This window comes from Variovorax sp. CF079 (assembly GCF_900101545.1).
Lineage (GTDB): Bacteria > Pseudomonadota > Gammaproteobacteria > Burkholderiales > Burkholderiaceae_C > Variovorax.
In genome coordinates this window covers 269,018-283,548 of the sequence record NZ_FMZU01000005.1, presented here as the reverse complement: position 1 = coordinate 283,548, position 14,531 = coordinate 269,018, and the positions used below count along the sequence as shown (strand labels likewise).

Sequence of the window (14,531 nt, the reverse complement as noted above, 5' to 3'; positions counted from 1 at the left end):
TCGGCCGATGAAGTTCGCCGAGTTCCACGCCGCCCAGGTCATCGAGGCCGGCCCCTATCTCGTGACCGAGGCGGAGCTGCTGCAGTTCGCGAAGGCCTACGACCCGCAGTGGTTCCACACCGATCCGGAGGCGGCGGCCGAAGGTCCCTTCGGCGGATTGATCGCGAGCGGCTGGCATACCGGCGCGATCGCGATGCGGCTGGTCACCGACGCAGCGCTCGCGGGTTCCGAATCCTTCGCATCGCCGGGCCTCGGCCACGTGAAATGGCCGAACCCCGTGCGGCCCGGCGATTCGCTGCGGCTCGTGGCCGACGTGATCGAAGTGCGCCGTTCGGAGAAGCGCCCCACGCTGGGCATCCTGCGCTGGCGCTGGCGCCTGTTCAACCAGCGCGAGCTGCTCGTGCTCGACCTCGAGGCGACCAGTCTGTTCAAGCTCGGCGCTTAGTCTTGGCCATCAGCACCAGCGCGATGCCTCCGAGGATCGCGACCGAGGCGAAGGCCAGCCGCGGCGTGATCGCTTCCGACAGGAACAACACGCCGCCGAAGGCGGCGATCAGCGGCACCGACAGCTGCACCGTCGCCGCGCGCATGGCCGAGAGCCCCGGCAGCGCCGCATACCAGATGACATAGCCGATGCCGGAGGTGACCGCGCCGGAGGCCACGGCCAGCGCGATCCCGGCCGCGTTCGCGTGGGCTCGGGACGCCAGCGCCAGGCTCAGCAGCAGCGCGAGCGGCGCCGCGCGCAAGAAGTTGCGCGCGGTGGCAGCCAGCGGGTCGGCCACGCCGCGGCCGCGCAGCGAGTACACGCCCCATGCGATGCCCGCGATGGCCATCAGTGCGGCCCCGAGCGGCGGCGGCGCCGTCACGCCCGGCGAGACCAGGTAGACCAGGCCCGCGACCGCCAGCACGAAGCCGGACCAGGCGACCGGCCCGAACATCTCGCCCGAACGCAGCCCGACGCCCAGCATCGTCAGCTGCACCGCGCCGAACAGGATCAGCGCCCCCGTGCCCGCCGACAGGCTGAGGTAGGCGAAGGAGAAGAAGGCGACGTAGGCGAACAGCATGGCCGCAGCCAGCCAGTCGGCGCGGCCCGCGGCCGGCGGCTTCGCGCGCAGCCGCACGATGAGCGTGAGCGCGAGCGCGCCCGACACCAGCCGGATGCTGCCGAAGCTGGCTGCGTCGATGGCCTCTTGCTGCAGCGCCAGCCGGCACAGCAGCGAGTTGGCCGCGAAGGCCAGCATGGCGGCCACGGTGAGCGCGAGGGTCTGCAGGCCGGGCGGGCCGTCGCGCGCTTCAGGCATGAACGGCCACCAGGACCATGGCCCATGCCAGCAGCGCGACGCCGAGCGGCGTGCTGAGGCGATGGCCCCAGCGAAAGTTCTTTTCGATCGCCATCACGGCGGCCAGCAACAGCATCCAGCCCAGGCTGCCGGTGCCGAGCGCGAACATCAACAGCATCAGCGCCCAGCAGCAACCGACGCAGAACAGGCCGTGGTGCATGCCCAGCGCGAAGGCGTGGCGCGCCTGCGCCTGCCCGCGCCAGTGCTCGATGACGAAGCTCAAGGGTGTGCGGCATTTCTCCAGGCAGCGGTGCTTGAGCTTGCTGAACTGGAAGGCCCCGGCCAGTGCGATGGTCGCGGCGCCGATCAGCCAGCCATGCCAGGCCAGCGTGGGCGCGCTGGAAAGCAGCGCCAGCAGGGTGCCGTGCAGCGCATGCGCCAGCAGGCCGAAGGCGCCCCACACCGCCATGTAGCCCAGGGCGAGCAGCGCCAGCAGGCGCCCATGGTCCGGGCGCTCGGCCGTCAATCGGTCGAAGGCGTTGAAGAGCGGCAGCGTGGTCGGCAGCATCATGGCCGCCGTCATGAGGATCCACGCGAGGCCGTAGAGCAGCGCGGGCACGAGCACGTCGCCCGCCGGAACGACGCGGCACAGGAACGCCGCCGGTCCCGATGCCGTCCAGTCGCCGTGCTCGAGATAGCGTCCGTAGGGGCTGCGCGCCCAGGCCCACAGCGCCAGCCACGCGAGCGCAATCAGCGCGGCCAGCAGCGGCAGGAACACGCGGCGGTGACGGGAGGCGCCGGCGGGCAGCCGACCCGCTCGCCCGGCGCCTGCGGCGGCGCTCATGCGTCGAAGACGAAGGTGCTTTGCAGGGCGTTGTGGTTCTTGATGTCGAGATCGATGCCGAGGGCCGGGTTCTTGGAACGATAAGTCGGCGCCTTGCCGACGAACACCGGCGCGCCCGGTACCGTCGAGAACACGGTGTCGGAGAGGGTGGTCAGGCCGCCCATCGCGCCGCGATAGGGCTCGAGTTCGGCGTAGTAGTTCTTGCCGATCGCGAGTTCGCCCTTGCCCTCGTCCACGGTGAAGCGGATCGGCGCCCGCTCCACCGACACCACCGTGCCGATCAGCTTGGCGAGGTCGGCAATCGGCCCGCCGGCCTGGCCGGTGTAGACCTTGAGCAGCGCTTCCTCTTGCGCCTTGGAGGCGTTGTCGTCGACGAAGATCGCGGCGGTCCAGTTGCCTTCCAGGATGTTGCCGGGCACATGGGCCACGGCTGCGATGGTGTTGCCGCCCACGTCAAGGCCGTCCACCGTTCCCTTGTCGATGCGCCACGCGACGATGGTGTCGCAGGTGCCGTTGTCAGGATCCTCGCCGATCCAGCAGGGGCACAGCACATTGCAGTTGCAAACCTCGAGCAGGCGACCTTCCAGGTGATAGCTCATACGCACCTCCATTGAAGCCACTGGGACATGGACTTGTCGCCGCGACGTTGGCGGCAAGGGGGGAATCGATGCTACGCCGCGTGCCGGGCCAAGTCCATATCGGAGTTTCTGTGCCTTTCAAGGCTATTCTTCACGCGCGAAATCGCCGGGGTCCGCTTAGGATCGATTCATGAAAGTGGATATACATGAGAACGATCTTCGACGGTGAATCGGAGAACCCGGAGGGCTGGGAGACGCGCATCGCCGCCATCACAGCGGACGCAGTCGCGAATGCGGACGCCGGCCTCATCGAGCGTTGCATAGGCAGTCTTCTGCGCGTCGTGCGCGAACAGCTCAATCTCGAGGTGCTGTTCGTCGGCGAGTTCGTGAACGCCAATCGCGTGTTCCGCCACATCGATTCGAAGACCGCGCCGGCCATCGTTCAGCCGGGGCAGTTCCACCCGCTGGACGAAACCATCTGCCAGCGGATCATCGACGGCCGGATGGATTGCCTGGTGCCCGACATCACGCGCGTGCGGATCGCGAATGGTTTGCCCGACTACTACGACGGCATGGGCGCCCACATCGGCGTGCCGGTGCGGTTCACCGACGGCACCCTCTACGGCGTGCTGTGCGGTTTCAGCTTCGAGCCGGGCGCCGATCTCGAAGAGCGCGACGTGAAGCGCCTGGAAATGGCGGCCGACGCGATTGCCCAGCTCCTGGCGCAGGCTGAAGGGCACGAGGCGAGGCTGTCCCACACGCGTTGACGGCAGCGACATGCGGACGATCGGGCAAGCCTGCCCGACGCGCGGGCAGGACGCCGCCGCGCATCGGCACGACAGTCGGTGCCCATGCCACAACAGCAATCGCCTTATTTCCGCGAAACCGGCGCAGGGCCCGGCGTCGTCTGCATCCACGCCAATGCGAGCGCTTCCGCGCAGTGGCGTGCGCTGATGGAGCGCCTGTCACCGAGCTACCGCGTCTTCGCTCCCGACTCCTTCGGCGCCGGCAGGAGTCCTGCCTGGCCGGCTGACCGTGTCGTCGCGCTGGGCGACGAGGTCGCGCTCCTGGAGCCTGTGTTCGCGGCGGCCGGCGAACCTTTCTTCCTGGTCGGGCACTCCTACGGCGCCGCGGTGGCCCTGATGGCGGCGCTCGCGCGCCCCGAGCGGATTCGCGCCATCGCGTTGTACGAGCCGACTCTGTTCGCGCTGCTCGAAGAAGAAGCGCCAGGCCAGGAGGCGGCGAACGGCATCCGCTTTGCCGTGGCCGATGCCGCCGCGGCCATCGATGCCGGCGACCAGGCTGCCGCCGCCCAGCGCTTCATCGACTACTGGATGGGCCCGGGAAGCTGGAGCGGCATGCCCGAGGCGCGCCAGGCGCCCGTCGCCGCATCCATGGTCAACGTCGCGGGCTGGGCCCGGGCGCTCTTCTCCGAGCCCACGCCCCTGCGGGCCTTTCGCGCGCTCGATCTCCCGGTGCTGTACATGATGGGCGGGCAGTCTCCCGCTTCGTCACGCGGGGTGGCCAGGCTTTTGACCGGCACGCTGGCCAAGGTCACCGTCATCGAGTTCGCCGGGCTCGGGCACATGGGGCCGGTCACGCATCCGGAGCTGGTCAACGACGTCGTGGCGGGCTTTCTGGCATGCCATTGAGGATTCGGCCGAAGGCCAGCCTGTCGTTTGCCGGGACGAGCCGGGAGCCTGACCAACGACCACATCGCCTGGTGATAACACCATCGTTGTCTTGCAGCGTGCACCCCTGCCTTGTAGGATTCAGGCGTCGAATGTGACTTTTTCACATTTGCTTCTGAACCTCGAAGCAACAGAGCCGGACATGCTGAAAATCAAGAACCCCTTGGCGTACTTACTTCGCATGCTGACCCTGAGCAGTGCCCTCGTGCTCTCGGCCTGCGGAGGTGGGGGCGGCGGAGGCGGCGGGTTCTCGGCCGGGACCGGGACGACGGCTGCCAATTCTTCAGGCACGCTGCGCGTATCGATGACAGATGCGCCCGCCTGCGGCTTCGACAATGTCTTCGTCACCGTCGAGAAAGTGCGGGTCCACGGCGATACCGGCGTCGACGCAGGCGGATCCGGATGGGTTGACATCGTGGTCGATCCGGCACGACGCATCGATCTTTTGTCGTTGACCAACGGCGTGCTCACGACGCTTGGCCAGACGCCGCTCGCCGCCGGCACGTACCAGCAGATTCGCCTGGTGCTCGCGGCCAACGGGGCCGGCAAGGTCGCCAACTCGGTGGTGCCTACCGGCGGTGTCGAGCAGCCGCTCGACACCCCCAGCGCGGTGCAGTCCGGCATCAAGATCATCCGTCCCTTCACCGTGGCGGCCGACACGCTGACCGACCTGATCCTGGACTTCGATGCCTGCAAGTCGATCGTGACGCGCGGCAACGGCACCTACGGCCTCAAGCCGGTAGTGACGGCGCTTCCGAGCGCGGTCAGCGGCTCGGTGACCGGCGTGTTGGCCAGTGCGCCGGGTGCCAGGGTCTATGCCGAACGCAACGGTACGGTGGTCAAGGCTTCGGTGGCGGACGCGAACGGCAACTTCACGTTGTCGCCGATCGAGCAGAGCAGCAGCGTGGGCACCGTGGACGTGGTGATCGTGCCCACCTCGACCAACGCTCGCGGCACCGGCATCATTCGGGACGTTCCGGTCACCGCCGGCGGCAGCACGGCCCTTGCCACCGCGGGCGCCCCCATCACACTGCCGAGCTCGGCATTTCGCAAGGTTTCCGGGGCTGTCAGCCCGGCCAGCGCGCAAGCAACGATTCGGGCCCTGCAGCTGAGCGGCGCGCGCACATTCGAGATCGCCGCCACGGCGAGCAACCTCGATACGGGAGCCTACGGCCTTTTCGATGCGCAGCCGGCGCTGCCGGCGGCCGCGCCCATGGTGGGCACCTATCAGACGACGCTTCCCATTCCGCTGACGGCAGACACCGCCGCCGCGGGCAAATACAGCATCCAGGCAACCAGTGACGCGGGCGCTGTCAGCACGCGGCAGGTCGACATCACTGCGAGCGACCTTGTCGATCAGAATTTCCAGTTCTGATCGATCGGACTACCTTCGCACGCGCAGCCGCAACTTCAGCCCCACCAGCGGCGTTCGAAGCGCCGCGTGACCTTCCCAGCGTGGGATGGAAGGCCTTGATATGGGCCGGGTCCGGGCCGCGCAGCGCCATGGGGCGCTGCCGCTTCCGATGATCGCCATGTCGGCCCCTTCGTACGCCAGTGCGCTCCAAGCGGGGCATCTTGCATCAAGATGCGGACCGCCCAGCGCAAACTGATTGCGCTGGCCATGAAGCGAAGTCAACCCGCAGGAAACGCATGAACATCCCACCAAGCATCGCCGCGTTCTGGCAGGACTTCTGCACGGAGATGGGAGAAGATCGCTCCGCCCGGTTCTTCGAGGCCTTCCACTTCCACGACAACGAAGCCGGCGCCAACGAACTGGCGCAGCTCGTGCTCGCGGGCGTCAAGCGTGCCACTGCCGGTCTTGTCTGGACGTACGAGAGCGCAGGCGTCTCGCCACCCAAGCCAGGCGCCCTCAGCGTCGTCACTTACTGGGACGGCAAGCCCGCGTGCGTCATCGAGACTCTGGAGATCGAGGTGGTGCCCTTCGAGCAGGTCACAGCCGAGTTCGCCGCCAGCGAGGGCGAAGGCGACGGGTCATTGGCGTACTGGCGCCACGTCCATTGGGCCTACTTCGGCCGCGAGTGCGCTCGCATCGGGCGAGCGCCAAGCCAAGTCATGCCCGTAGTCTGTGAGCGCTTCAGCGTCATCTAAATGTCTTGATAGACCGCAACCTTCACGCGCCGATTCGAAAGTCTGCAGTCGAGACCAGGCGAACGCGAGGGCCAAAACTGCTGATGTTGCTGAGGGTTGTGTTGTGGTGCTGGACCACCTGAGGCGCCGACAGGTACTGATTCCCCTCCGTCGTGTGCGCGTCCTCGACCAGGACCACCGGGTAGCCCAGCGCCAGAGCCCTTCGTGTTGTCGTGTCCACGCAGAACTCCGTGTGCATTCCGCAAACGACAAGGTCCGTGACGCCATTGTCCTTGAGCACTTCCTCGAGCTCCGTGCGATGGAACGAGTCCGGGGAAGTCTTTCGGATGCGCAGGTCCGTCGCCTTCACTTCGAGGCCACGGGCCAGCTGCCACGAATCCGTTCCGAACTCGAGGTAGCCGGCATTCGATTCATGCTGGATGAAGACCACCAACGCGCCAGCGGCGCGAGCCCTGTCCGCCACCTGATTGATTCGACGGATGACTTGCTGCGACTCGAAGGCATCATGCTCACCTTCGCAAAGGCCCTGCTGGACATCGATAACAAGGAGCGCGGTATTCATGCTTGGAGGGTGTCAGGCCGGAAGCCGGCTCAATTCGAGTTGATCGCCAACGGCTTGCGGCCATTTGGTCGACGCCGGCGATTGTAGGCACCGGCGCGCGGCCATGAACACGCGGTCGACCGGCTAAACAATTGCAGCGCTCTGCCGATATGCATGGGAGGCTGCAGGTGCACTCCTGCCGTCAGGCACCTCACCCTTCCTTCAAGAGACCTTCATGACCCAACCATCATTTGCGGGGCGCGCGGTCACACGGCTTTTCGTCGTCCTGAACACCATCGTGCTGTTGACTGCCTGCGGCTCGCGCCAGCCGGCAGCGCCGCAGGCAGAGCCGGCCGCCGCCAGCGCGCGCAATACGGTGGTGATGCCTGCCATCGCATATGGCACGACCGCCAAGGGCCTTCAGCTATCGAAGAAAGACGATCCGTGCGATGTGCCGGCCTCGTTGCAGCAGGCCGTGCAAGACCAGTTGATCGCGCCCTACGAATACCTGCTTCCGGCCCGCTCTCCTGGCACCGACGGGGCGCCTGTGCTGAAGATCGAGATCACCGACATTCTTGCGAACGCCGGCGGCCTCTATGGCGGACCCAAGATCGTGCAATTGCGCGGCACCTTGGAACGCAGCGGAGAGCCGCCCGCCGGCTTCACGGCGCAGCGACAGATGTTCATTTACTTCGGCGTGCCGCGCAGCACCTGCAGCATGGTGGGCGTGGTGACCTATGCGTTGGGCGGCGACATCGCGAACTGGCTGCAGAAGCCGACCAACGGTGCGACGCTCGGGGAGTTCTGACGTGGCTGGGCGCTGGACTATGGGGCCGGCAGCTCAAACGATCGGGCGGATTCACGCGGCCGCCAGGGACATCGTCGAACGGGCTGGCGGGGGCGGCGCGAAATGCGAGCAGTGCTGACTGATCGCTCCAGCCGCAGCGGGCCTGCGGCCTTCGCGCGCGGCTGAGCTCAAACGTTGAGCGGTCCTTTGCGGTGTCGAAGTTGGTCTCTCGAACTTCCGCAATGGGCCCCACTGCGGTCCTACGATTTTCTCTGAAGCCGACGTTGAGTTGGAGTCCCCGTCGCTGGGTCAGACGTCTTCACGCCCAGACATAGCGCGCTCGACAACGGAAGCCATTGCCGCAGCGTTCTCAGTCCCTTCGGCGGCAAGCCCGGCGACGGTGCCTAGCCTGTCTTGCAATGCTTCATCTTGACTCGCCTTGAGCTTTCCGACCAAGCGCTCGATTGGAATCTCTATGCCCACCACCGCACGCAAGAGCTTGTCGATGAAGTCCGCTGGCGCGTCCGTCACCTTCCAAGGCAGTTGTTGTGAGGACTCATGAACAGCCGTCAAGCGAACCAGCATGTCACGCAGCCAGGCTTCGTCGTTGATGGCTCGGGCCACGCCGTGTGCGTGTGCGACCGCGTAGTTCCAGGTTGGGACGACCTTCCCGTGCTCTTGCTTACTCGGGTACCAGCCAGGCGTGATGTACGACTGAGGGCCTTGGAACATGACCACTGAATGCTTCGATGCGAGGAGCTGCGTCCACACTGGATTGGCGCGCGAGACGTGGCCAAGAAGTGTTCCGAGCTTGCCGCGCGACCTGTCCAGCAGAAAGGGAACATGGTTTGCGACCAGCCCTTCGCCGCTTGGCGCGACCCACGCGCCGAGCGGGTAGGCCTCTATCAATGCCTGGGCTTCGACAAAGTCGGACTGTGCGTGGTGCTTTGATACGTACACGAAAACTCCGAAGATTCAGTTGAACCATGCACACCTGTGCCGAAGGGGCCGCTTCTGGGCCGCATTCTGCCTTTGCACTGGGCGCCAATCTTCAAGCGACCTGTTTCTCGCCCTCGAGCGGTGAGGAGGCAACCCCGCGAACCTTCGACCAGTATTCGTCCTGAACGTCGTCGTCAATGACGGGCCGGACGTGCGTGGCGTACAGAGCGTCCTTGCCGTCCCGGCGGGGTCCTGAAATCCAGTAGTGCTCGCCTGTCTCAACGTCGAAGTAGTTCGACTTGAATCCGCTCCCTTTAAGGCTACGAAAAGCCTTGCCTCCGTAGTACAGCGTTGCCCCGGATTTGGAGCAGGTGACTCGGCCGATGCGAGCTGGTCCTGTCAGACCGCCCGACTTCGCTTCGATGTACATGATGCGGCTCTTCATCAGGTTCGTGCTCTTGTGAGAAGTAGGAGGCTGATGGGAGTGTCCGGTCGTAGCCGTTTACAGCTGCCCGCCGCCCCAGTCGATGTTGTGTTTGAAACCTGGGAAAACTCCCTGGAGTCGTTCAGTGGCCTCCTTGGCGACCATGAAGAACGCAGCGTACGAAGCGTCCTGGCCGCCATCGCGAAAGCCCGAGAGCTCGACGTTGCACGCCAAGACTGAAACGTAGCTCTGCGCGAGCAGCGTCGTGAGGACTCCGTTCTTCGCCGCTGCGACGTACTCGTCATCGATGCCGTCCGCGCTGACCGAAAAGGAAAAAGTTGCGGCAGGTTTGATGGCGGCGGTCAGAGCCGCGCTCATGTTCCTTCCACCAAGCTGCCGACGCCACTCTTGAGAAACGATGCGCCCTTCGTGCACGCTTGCCCAAGGGCGTAGCTCCACCTTTTCAGCAAACCGTTCGTTGATGATTGCGGGTGGTTTCATATTTGACGGGAAAGGCTGCACTGCTCGGCGGACCGCAACTCGGAACGCTGCTTGAGGAGGTCTACGTACGCGACCTCCACCAACTGGGCAGCATCAATCGCGAGACGCTCCATGAGTTGTGCCGCTTCGCGGGTTCCGTCGTCGCGTCCCTCGTCGTCCCGCAGTACCACTTCAAGTTCGAGGAAGGCACCCAGCCCACGAACCTCGTCAAGATGGATGCGCGTACGACCGGCGATATACAGAACCCGATGCTTCACAACTCGCCCGACCGTGCCATAGGCAAGGTTCAGCGCTTCGCGGAGCCCGTCCGGTTCAGAGGTCGGCGTGCGAACATAGAAAGACTCTTTCGGCCCGGCCTGGTCGGGGCGCCGGTAGAAAATCAACTCTCCAGTCCCATCGCTGAATGCCCGCAGCTTCAGCCGACCGCTTGGGCATGCAAAGAAGGTGTCATCCTGGAAGATGTCGACTGGCCCCGTGTCGGCAAAACTGGCCGTCACGGCAGCTAGCCGTGCAAGGTCCTGCACGCGTGCTTTGATTTCTACGTTTCGAGCCATGTTCACATCTGCCTAGGTAGTTATCGCCGCGTCGCGTTCACGCCTTCACAAGCAGCCCCAGCACGTACTCGTCTACGTAATGTGGCTCGTTGGCCCGTTTGTAGAACTCGCGCAAAGTGCCCTCGTGTAGAAAACCCAGCTTTCCATAGAAGCGCAGTGCTTGCGTGTTGTCGCTCTCGGCGTACAGCTCGATGCGTCGGACACCCTCGGCCTTGAGCCGCTCTATCGCATCAGCAAGCATGGCATGCCCTATGCCTTGCCCGTGGCGTCGCGGGTCTACCGCCAGGGTTCCAAGCAGGGCGACATGCCGCACCCGACCTGGGTAGCGAGTCGCCTTGTAGAAGCCGGCGAGCGAGCCATCGACTTCCCACAGGTAGAAACAACTGCTTCTGATGAGCTCATCGTAGATACCTTCGAACTCGTCGAGCAACATGGGTTCGTAGGTGAGGAACGGTACTACCTTCTCGTGCGCGTAGATTGAGAACACGGCCTCAATGTCTTCAGGCTTGGCAAGTCGGCGCATTCAAGGAATCCTTGGGAATGACAGGAATGGATGGCGGCAGGTATGTCCAGCGGACGACCGCTATTGGCCCGCATTCTGCCCGTCACGGCTCGACCGTGACGCGCTGAAACTTCATCGCAGCGACGAAGCTTCGCGCATTTGCGCCTGCATGTCGGCGGAGTGCTGCAACTGTCTTGGCGATTAAGACTGTGTTCAGGGCTCGTACCTACAATCGCCGGCGTTCACCCAACGAGGATCCATGAAATCAAAACTGTTGCTTGCTGCGGCATGTGCACTGAGCGTCGCACCCCTGGCCTTTGCCCAAGGCCATCCCCATTGGAGCTACCAGGGCCACGGCAGCGCCGCCCACTGGGCTGAGTTGGATGAAAGCTTCAAGCTGTGCAAGCTAGGCAAGCACCAATCGCCGATCAACGTCGACACCCGGGTGGTCGAGAAATCGCATGGCGCGAAGCCCCTCGGCTTTGCCTACGCGGCCGAGACCGGCGAAGTGGTCAACAACGGCCACACGATCCAGGTGAATCTGCCCGCGGCCGGCTCGGTCACCCTCGATGGGGTCGAGTACAAGCTGCTGCAGTTCCATTTCCACACGCCGAGCGAAGAGAAGATCGACGGCAAGGCGTACCCCTTGGTTGCGCATCTCGTGCATAAGAACGCAGAGGGACAGCTCGCCGTCATTGCGGTGCTGTTCAAGGCCGGAAAGGAGAACGCGGCGCTGAAGCCCGTGTTCGACCACCTGCCGGCCAAGGAAGGCGAAACCCTGAAGCTGGACGTCGCCATCAACCCGGCCGATCTGCTACCTGCCGATCGTGCCTACTACGCCTTCATGGGATCGCTGACGACGCCGCCTTGCAGCGAAGAGGTGCGTTGGCAGGTGCTGAAGACGCCAGTCGAGCTCTCCGCCTCGCAGCTTGCCGCGTTCAGGAAGCTCTACAAGATGAATGCACGGCCTGTGCAACCGTTGAATGGCCGCAAGGTGTTGACGGCCAACTCGAATTGAGCTGGCTTCCGGCCTCATGCACGCCGCATGCGACCGCGATGACAAGTCCGTCACCGCGCCTCCGGGCGCGGTCTAGGCGCTCGTCGGCCGATCGATCGGCTTCGGGCTCTTCCGGGCGATCAGCGAAAGTAGCGGGCCTGTCGCGGCCGTCGTGACCAGAGCCATCACCAGCAGCATCGTGAACAACTCGGCCCCGATCAGCCCGGCATCAAGCCCGACCTTGATCACGATGAGTTCCATCAGGCCACGTGAATTCATCAGTGATCCCGTCGCCAGGCTCTCCCGCCAGCCGTAGCCGCACATCCGCGCACCGGCCGCGCCGCCAACGATCTTGCCGACGCTGGCCGCCAGCAGAATCAGTGCAAGCATGCCCAGGCCGCTGTTCGCGAACGCGCCGGCACTGGTTCCCAGGCCAGCCAGCGCAAAGAAGATCGGCATCAGCACGACGATCGACAGTGGCTCTATCCGCTCGGCCAGCGCGTGCAGAAGCCGGTCGTCGCGCGGAAGAGCAACACCGAAGAGGAACGCGCCGAAGACTGCGTGCAGATGCAGCCATTCAGTGAGCATGGCGCAGACGAACATGCCGATCAGCAGCGCTGCCAGCATCATCGGCGAAGGCACGCCGTCCGGCGCGTGGGTGCGCAGCAACCAGGCCAGCATCGGCTTCACAGCGAGGAATACCACGGTCACCAGCACAACCAGGCCGATCGCGATGCGCATGAAAGCCTGCAGTCCGGCGCCAGCACTCGCCAGCGCGACCACCAGCGCCAGCAGAATCCACGCCAGCGCATCTACCACGCCGGCGGCGCCGAGCGACAGCTGGCCGACGCGCGTGCGCGTCATGTTGCGGTCCCTGAGGATGCGGGCCAGCACCGGGAACGCGGTGATCGACAGCGCCACGCCGAGGAACAGCGCGAATGGCCAGAATTCCACACCCTGCGGTGCGAGCGCAGGATGAAGGACCGGCGCGATCGCCAGGCCCAGGACCATCGGGAGCACCATGCTCGATACGCCGACCCAGCCCGCAGCCCTGAACTGCGCCCCCATGCCGCTGGGCGCGCGTAGCTCGGCGCCGACGATGAACATGAAGAGCACGACCCCCACGGTCGCGAGCGAGGACAGCCCTGGAAGCGATGCTGGGGGAAAAAGCTGTTGATGCCACTGCGGGAACAGCGCGCCGAACACGACCGGCCCGAGCAGGATCCCCGCCGCCATCTCGCCAATGACCATCGGTTGGCCGAATGCCCGAAGCACGAGGCCGCAGGTCCGAGCGGTGACCAGGATGACGGTGAGCTGCAGGAAGAGGAGTGTCAGGGACATGTGGCCGGTGCCGGCTTGTCGAAGGCCCGCATCCTGCCACACCGCGCACCGACGCTATCGGGCTCTAAGCCGTCCCCAGGACCAGCGCTGGAATGATGCGGGTCATGTGCGCCTTTGCCCTGCCTAGAAGTCCGCAAACTCGGTGGTGTGATAGCCGGTTAGCCGACCACCCTGAGTCGCTTCGGATGCTCGCGCCTGCCCAGTTGAAAACACAAAGGTTGCGGCGGTGAGCGCGACGAACGCGATGAGCAGCCAGAAGCCGAACGTGTAGACGAGCCAGAGCGGGCCTAGGGCAACAAGGAGAAGAAGCAGCGCTCTGAACATGCGGTCAGTTTGCCCCAACCAGCGCAACGCGTTGCGTGATGGAATCGACCAATCAACGGAGAAAAAGCAGGGGCCGCCGTCCGCTCGTAACTGGGCTCTCCCCAACGGATGCGCGGCGAGCCGTTACGACCCTCCGTGCTTCAACTCGCGCAATTGCTCCTCTGCACGGTTGAGTTCCAGCCGCAGGTCCCGGATTTCTTGCTCCAGCCTCTCGATGCGCGCTGCGCGACTCTGCTCCGGGGCGGCGACCGCCTTGCAACGAGTTTGCAGTGCGGCCAACGCCTCGGCGAGCTGCCTTCGGCGCAGCATTTGGCCTTTGGAGCGGGCGATGTCGATGTCCCGCTCGAGCGCAGCTTCCTTAGCTTTGCAATCGGTGTTGTCCGCCTGGTCTACGGGCTGTGCGATGGCGGGAATTGCCAGAGCCAGCGCGATGGCCAAGAAGGAAGGTTTCACGCGCATACCGGTACCAGTGAGAGCAAGGAGAAGTCGAGTTTGCCAGCAACTTCCCGCGGTCGGCCGCTACCGGTTGCTCCGCCGGTCTCGCAACACGCTGACCGGCCCGCCGCCTCTACGCCAGCCCGATCTGCGCGTGTATCTCTTTGATCACAGCCTCTTTTTCCCGGTTGTAGACCTCTGGATTGACCGGATCGATCATGTGAGCATGGTCCTTGGCTTCCTCGTACTTCCTACGCAGGTCTGGACGTCGATGGAGGATGTCCATGAATGCCAAGGAGTCCTTGTGAACCGGATCACCCCGATGGCAGATGTGTATGTTGATGTTGAACCTGCGTCCGTCGTGTTGAATGCACCCGCAGACGTACGGCTTCTCATCTTTGTCCACCCACACGGCACGCCGGTGAAATCCAAGCCTCTCAAACTCCTCTTGCGCAGCGCGTAGATCCTCTCGGCTCGTGATGGCGGCGATATCCACCATGGGTTTGCCCCGCAAACCGCGGATGGCTGTGCTCCCAATGTGAACGAGCTCCACGCCCTCCAGATTCTCTTGGACGTATCGCCGTACTTGCGCGAACACATCGGAGTACGCGGGATCGTAGGGCAGGATGTTGCGGTGCTCCAAGCCCTCGTCAAACGTGTCGACCTTCATGGCGCCTCCATGCG

The 14,531-nt window shown here is 64.7% G+C and carries 20 protein-coding genes; 7 read left to right on the top strand and 13 right to left on the bottom strand.

Annotated elements, in window-relative coordinates; translation table 11 throughout:
• Positions 1–7 precede the first annotated feature (7 nt).
• Positions 8–445, top strand: coding sequence for a MaoC family dehydratase (locus tag BLS74_RS08935; protein WP_093104582.1), 438 nt, complete (start codon positions 8–10; stop codon positions 443–445).
• On the opposite strand, the gene BLS74_RS08930 is transcribed toward BLS74_RS08935, so the two are convergent.
• Genes BLS74_RS08930 through BLS74_RS08920 form a run of 3 tightly spaced genes read right to left on the bottom strand, consistent with a single transcriptional unit; the run spans position 429 to position 2,723 of the window.
• Positions 429–1,301 (bottom strand): DMT family transporter, encoded by an 873-nt coding sequence (locus tag BLS74_RS08930; protein WP_093104580.1) that lies wholly within the window; start codon positions 1,299–1,301, stop codon positions 429–431. The two genes, BLS74_RS08935 and BLS74_RS08930, sit on opposite strands and share 17 nt — an antisense overlap.
• Complete coding sequence (locus tag BLS74_RS08925; RefSeq protein WP_093104579.1) at positions 1,294–2,124, bottom strand: DUF2182 domain-containing protein; 831 nt, start codon at positions 2,122–2,124, stop codon at positions 1,294–1,296. Before BLS74_RS08925 ends, BLS74_RS08930 begins: the two co-directional genes overlap by 8 nt.
• Positions 2,121–2,723 carry a DUF1326 domain-containing protein gene (locus BLS74_RS08920; protein ID WP_093104578.1) on the bottom strand — a complete coding sequence of 201 codons (603 nt, stop codon included), beginning with the start codon at positions 2,721–2,723 and terminating at the stop codon, positions 2,121–2,123. Before BLS74_RS08920 ends, BLS74_RS08925 begins: the two co-directional genes overlap by 4 nt.
• A gap of 185 nt (positions 2,724–2,908) precedes the next feature.
• Between BLS74_RS08920 and BLS74_RS08915 the strand changes: the two genes are divergently transcribed.
• The 4 genes from BLS74_RS08915 to BLS74_RS08900 all read left to right on the top strand — a co-directional run bounded on the left by BLS74_RS08915 (position 2,909) and on the right by BLS74_RS08900 (position 6,502).
• Positions 2,909–3,469 (top strand): GAF domain-containing protein, encoded by a 561-nt coding sequence (locus tag BLS74_RS08915; RefSeq protein WP_093104576.1) that lies wholly within the window; start codon positions 2,909–2,911, stop codon positions 3,467–3,469.
• Positions 3,470–3,553: 84 nt separating this feature from the next.
• Entirely contained in the window at positions 3,554–4,354 is an 801-nt protein-coding gene (locus BLS74_RS08910; protein ID WP_093104570.1) for an alpha/beta fold hydrolase, read from the top strand.
• 181 nt (positions 4,355–4,535) lie between these two features.
• On the top strand, positions 4,536–5,768 hold the full coding sequence (locus BLS74_RS08905; protein ID WP_093104569.1) for a DUF4382 domain-containing protein: 1,233 nt from the start codon (positions 4,536–4,538) through the stop codon (positions 5,766–5,768).
• Between the two features lie 275 nt (positions 5,769–6,043).
• Positions 6,044–6,502 carry an ASCH domain-containing protein gene (locus BLS74_RS08900; RefSeq protein WP_093104567.1) on the top strand — a complete coding sequence of 153 codons (459 nt, stop codon included), beginning with the start codon at positions 6,044–6,046 and terminating at the stop codon, positions 6,500–6,502.
• A 22-nt stretch (positions 6,503–6,524) separates the two neighbouring features.
• On the opposite strand, the gene BLS74_RS08895 is transcribed toward BLS74_RS08900, so the two are convergent.
• Positions 6,525–7,064, bottom strand: coding sequence for a cysteine hydrolase family protein (locus BLS74_RS08895; protein ID WP_093104566.1), 540 nt, complete (start codon positions 7,062–7,064; stop codon positions 6,525–6,527).
• Positions 7,065–7,278: 214 nt separating this feature from the next.
• Between BLS74_RS08895 and BLS74_RS08890 the strand changes: the two genes are divergently transcribed.
• Positions 7,279–7,851, top strand: a complete 573-nt coding sequence (locus BLS74_RS08890) for a hypothetical protein (protein WP_093104564.1) — start codon at positions 7,279–7,281, stop codon at positions 7,849–7,851.
• Between the two features lie 288 nt (positions 7,852–8,139).
• On the opposite strand, the gene BLS74_RS08885 is transcribed toward BLS74_RS08890, so the two are convergent.
• The 5 genes from BLS74_RS08885 to BLS74_RS08865 all read right to left on the bottom strand — a co-directional run bounded on the left by BLS74_RS08885 (position 8,140) and on the right by BLS74_RS08865 (position 10,771).
• Positions 8,140–8,790, bottom strand: coding sequence for an FMN-binding negative transcriptional regulator (locus tag BLS74_RS08885; protein ID WP_093104562.1), 651 nt, complete (start codon positions 8,788–8,790; stop codon positions 8,140–8,142).
• A 91-nt stretch (positions 8,791–8,881) separates the two neighbouring features.
• Complete coding sequence (locus BLS74_RS08880; protein WP_093104561.1) at positions 8,882–9,214, bottom strand: 1-deoxy-D-xylulose-5-phosphate synthase; 333 nt, start codon at positions 9,212–9,214, stop codon at positions 8,882–8,884.
• Between the two features lie 57 nt (positions 9,215–9,271).
• Positions 9,272–9,694: a hypothetical protein gene (locus BLS74_RS08875; protein ID WP_139191658.1), complete on the bottom strand. Its 423-nt coding sequence runs from the start codon at positions 9,692–9,694 to the stop codon at positions 9,272–9,274.
• Positions 9,691–10,248, bottom strand: a complete 558-nt coding sequence (locus BLS74_RS08870; protein ID WP_093104559.1) for a class IV adenylate cyclase — start codon at positions 10,246–10,248, stop codon at positions 9,691–9,693. Before BLS74_RS08870 ends, BLS74_RS08875 begins: the two co-directional genes overlap by 4 nt.
• Positions 10,249–10,285: 37 nt before the next feature.
• Complete coding sequence (locus tag BLS74_RS08865) at positions 10,286–10,771, bottom strand: GNAT family N-acetyltransferase (protein ID WP_093104558.1); 486 nt, start codon at positions 10,769–10,771, stop codon at positions 10,286–10,288.
• 238 nt (positions 10,772–11,009) lie between these two features.
• Here BLS74_RS08865 and BLS74_RS08860 point away from each other — a divergent pair, with 238 nt between their 5' ends.
• On the top strand, positions 11,010–11,768 hold the full coding sequence (locus tag BLS74_RS08860; protein WP_093104557.1) for a carbonic anhydrase: 759 nt from the start codon (positions 11,010–11,012) through the stop codon (positions 11,766–11,768).
• 72 nt (positions 11,769–11,840) lie between these two features.
• Here the strand turns inward: BLS74_RS08860 and BLS74_RS08855 are convergent, their stop codons facing one another.
• From BLS74_RS08855 to BLS74_RS08840, 4 genes are all read right to left on the bottom strand, one after another.
• Positions 11,841–13,130 (bottom strand): cation:proton antiporter, encoded by a 1,290-nt coding sequence (locus BLS74_RS08855; RefSeq protein WP_244503806.1) that lies wholly within the window; start codon positions 13,128–13,130, stop codon positions 11,841–11,843.
• An 81-nt stretch (positions 13,131–13,211) separates the two neighbouring features.
• Positions 13,212–13,412, bottom strand: a complete 201-nt coding sequence (locus BLS74_RS08850) for a hypothetical protein (RefSeq protein WP_093104555.1) — start codon at positions 13,410–13,412, stop codon at positions 13,212–13,214.
• Positions 13,413–13,535: 123 nt separating this feature from the next.
• Complete coding sequence (locus BLS74_RS08845) at positions 13,536–13,871, bottom strand: DUF1090 family protein (protein ID WP_093104554.1); 336 nt, start codon at positions 13,869–13,871, stop codon at positions 13,536–13,538.
• A 109-nt stretch (positions 13,872–13,980) separates the two neighbouring features.
• Positions 13,981–14,517 (bottom strand): GrpB family protein, encoded by a 537-nt coding sequence (locus BLS74_RS08840; RefSeq protein ID WP_170855550.1) that lies wholly within the window; start codon positions 14,515–14,517, stop codon positions 13,981–13,983.
• Between the last annotated feature and the right edge of the window lie 14 nt (positions 14,518–14,531).

Coding starts and splice junctions, on each gene's coding strand:
- BLS74_RS08865 (WP_093104558.1), bottom strand. CDS start 10,771: ATGCGCCGACTTGCCAAGCCTGAAGACATTGAGGCCGTGTTCTCAATC.
- BLS74_RS08935 (WP_093104582.1), top strand. CDS start 8: ATGAAGTTCGCCGAGTTCCACGCCGCCCAGGTCATCGAGGCCGGCCCC.
- BLS74_RS08910 (WP_093104570.1), top strand. CDS start 3,554: ATGCCACAACAGCAATCGCCTTATTTCCGCGAAACCGGCGCAGGGCCC.
- BLS74_RS08895 (WP_093104566.1), bottom strand. CDS start 7,064: ATGAATACCGCGCTCCTTGTTATCGATGTCCAGCAGGGCCTTTGCGAA.
- BLS74_RS08930 (WP_093104580.1), bottom strand. CDS start 1,301: ATGCCTGAAGCGCGCGACGGCCCGCCCGGCCTGCAGACCCTCGCGCTC.
- BLS74_RS08860 (WP_093104557.1), top strand. CDS start 11,010: ATGAAATCAAAACTGTTGCTTGCTGCGGCATGTGCACTGAGCGTCGCA.
- BLS74_RS08920 (WP_093104578.1), bottom strand. CDS start 2,723: ATGAGCTATCACCTGGAAGGTCGCCTGCTCGAGGTTTGCAACTGCAAT.
- BLS74_RS08870 (WP_093104559.1), bottom strand. CDS start 10,248: ATGGCTCGAAACGTAGAAATCAAAGCACGCGTGCAGGACCTTGCACGG.
- BLS74_RS08900 (WP_093104567.1), top strand. CDS start 6,044: ATGAACATCCCACCAAGCATCGCCGCGTTCTGGCAGGACTTCTGCACG.
- BLS74_RS08850 (WP_093104555.1), bottom strand. CDS start 13,412: ATGTTCAGAGCGCTGCTTCTTCTCCTTGTTGCCCTAGGCCCGCTCTGG.
- BLS74_RS08915 (WP_093104576.1), top strand. CDS start 2,909: ATGAGAACGATCTTCGACGGTGAATCGGAGAACCCGGAGGGCTGGGAG.
- BLS74_RS08880 (WP_093104561.1), bottom strand. CDS start 9,214: ATGAAGAGCCGCATCATGTACATCGAAGCGAAGTCGGGCGGTCTGACA.
- BLS74_RS08840 (WP_170855550.1), bottom strand. CDS start 14,517: ATGAAGGTCGACACGTTTGACGAGGGCTTGGAGCACCGCAACATCCTG.
- BLS74_RS08875 (WP_139191658.1), bottom strand. CDS start 9,694: ATGAAACCACCCGCAATCATCAACGAACGGTTTGCTGAAAAGGTGGAG.
- BLS74_RS08845 (WP_093104554.1), bottom strand. CDS start 13,871: ATGCGCGTGAAACCTTCCTTCTTGGCCATCGCGCTGGCTCTGGCAATT.
- BLS74_RS08925 (WP_093104579.1), bottom strand. CDS start 2,124: ATGAGCGCCGCCGCAGGCGCCGGGCGAGCGGGTCGGCTGCCCGCCGGC.
- BLS74_RS08890 (WP_093104564.1), top strand. CDS start 7,279: ATGACCCAACCATCATTTGCGGGGCGCGCGGTCACACGGCTTTTCGTC.
- BLS74_RS08905 (WP_093104569.1), top strand. CDS start 4,536: ATGCTGAAAATCAAGAACCCCTTGGCGTACTTACTTCGCATGCTGACC.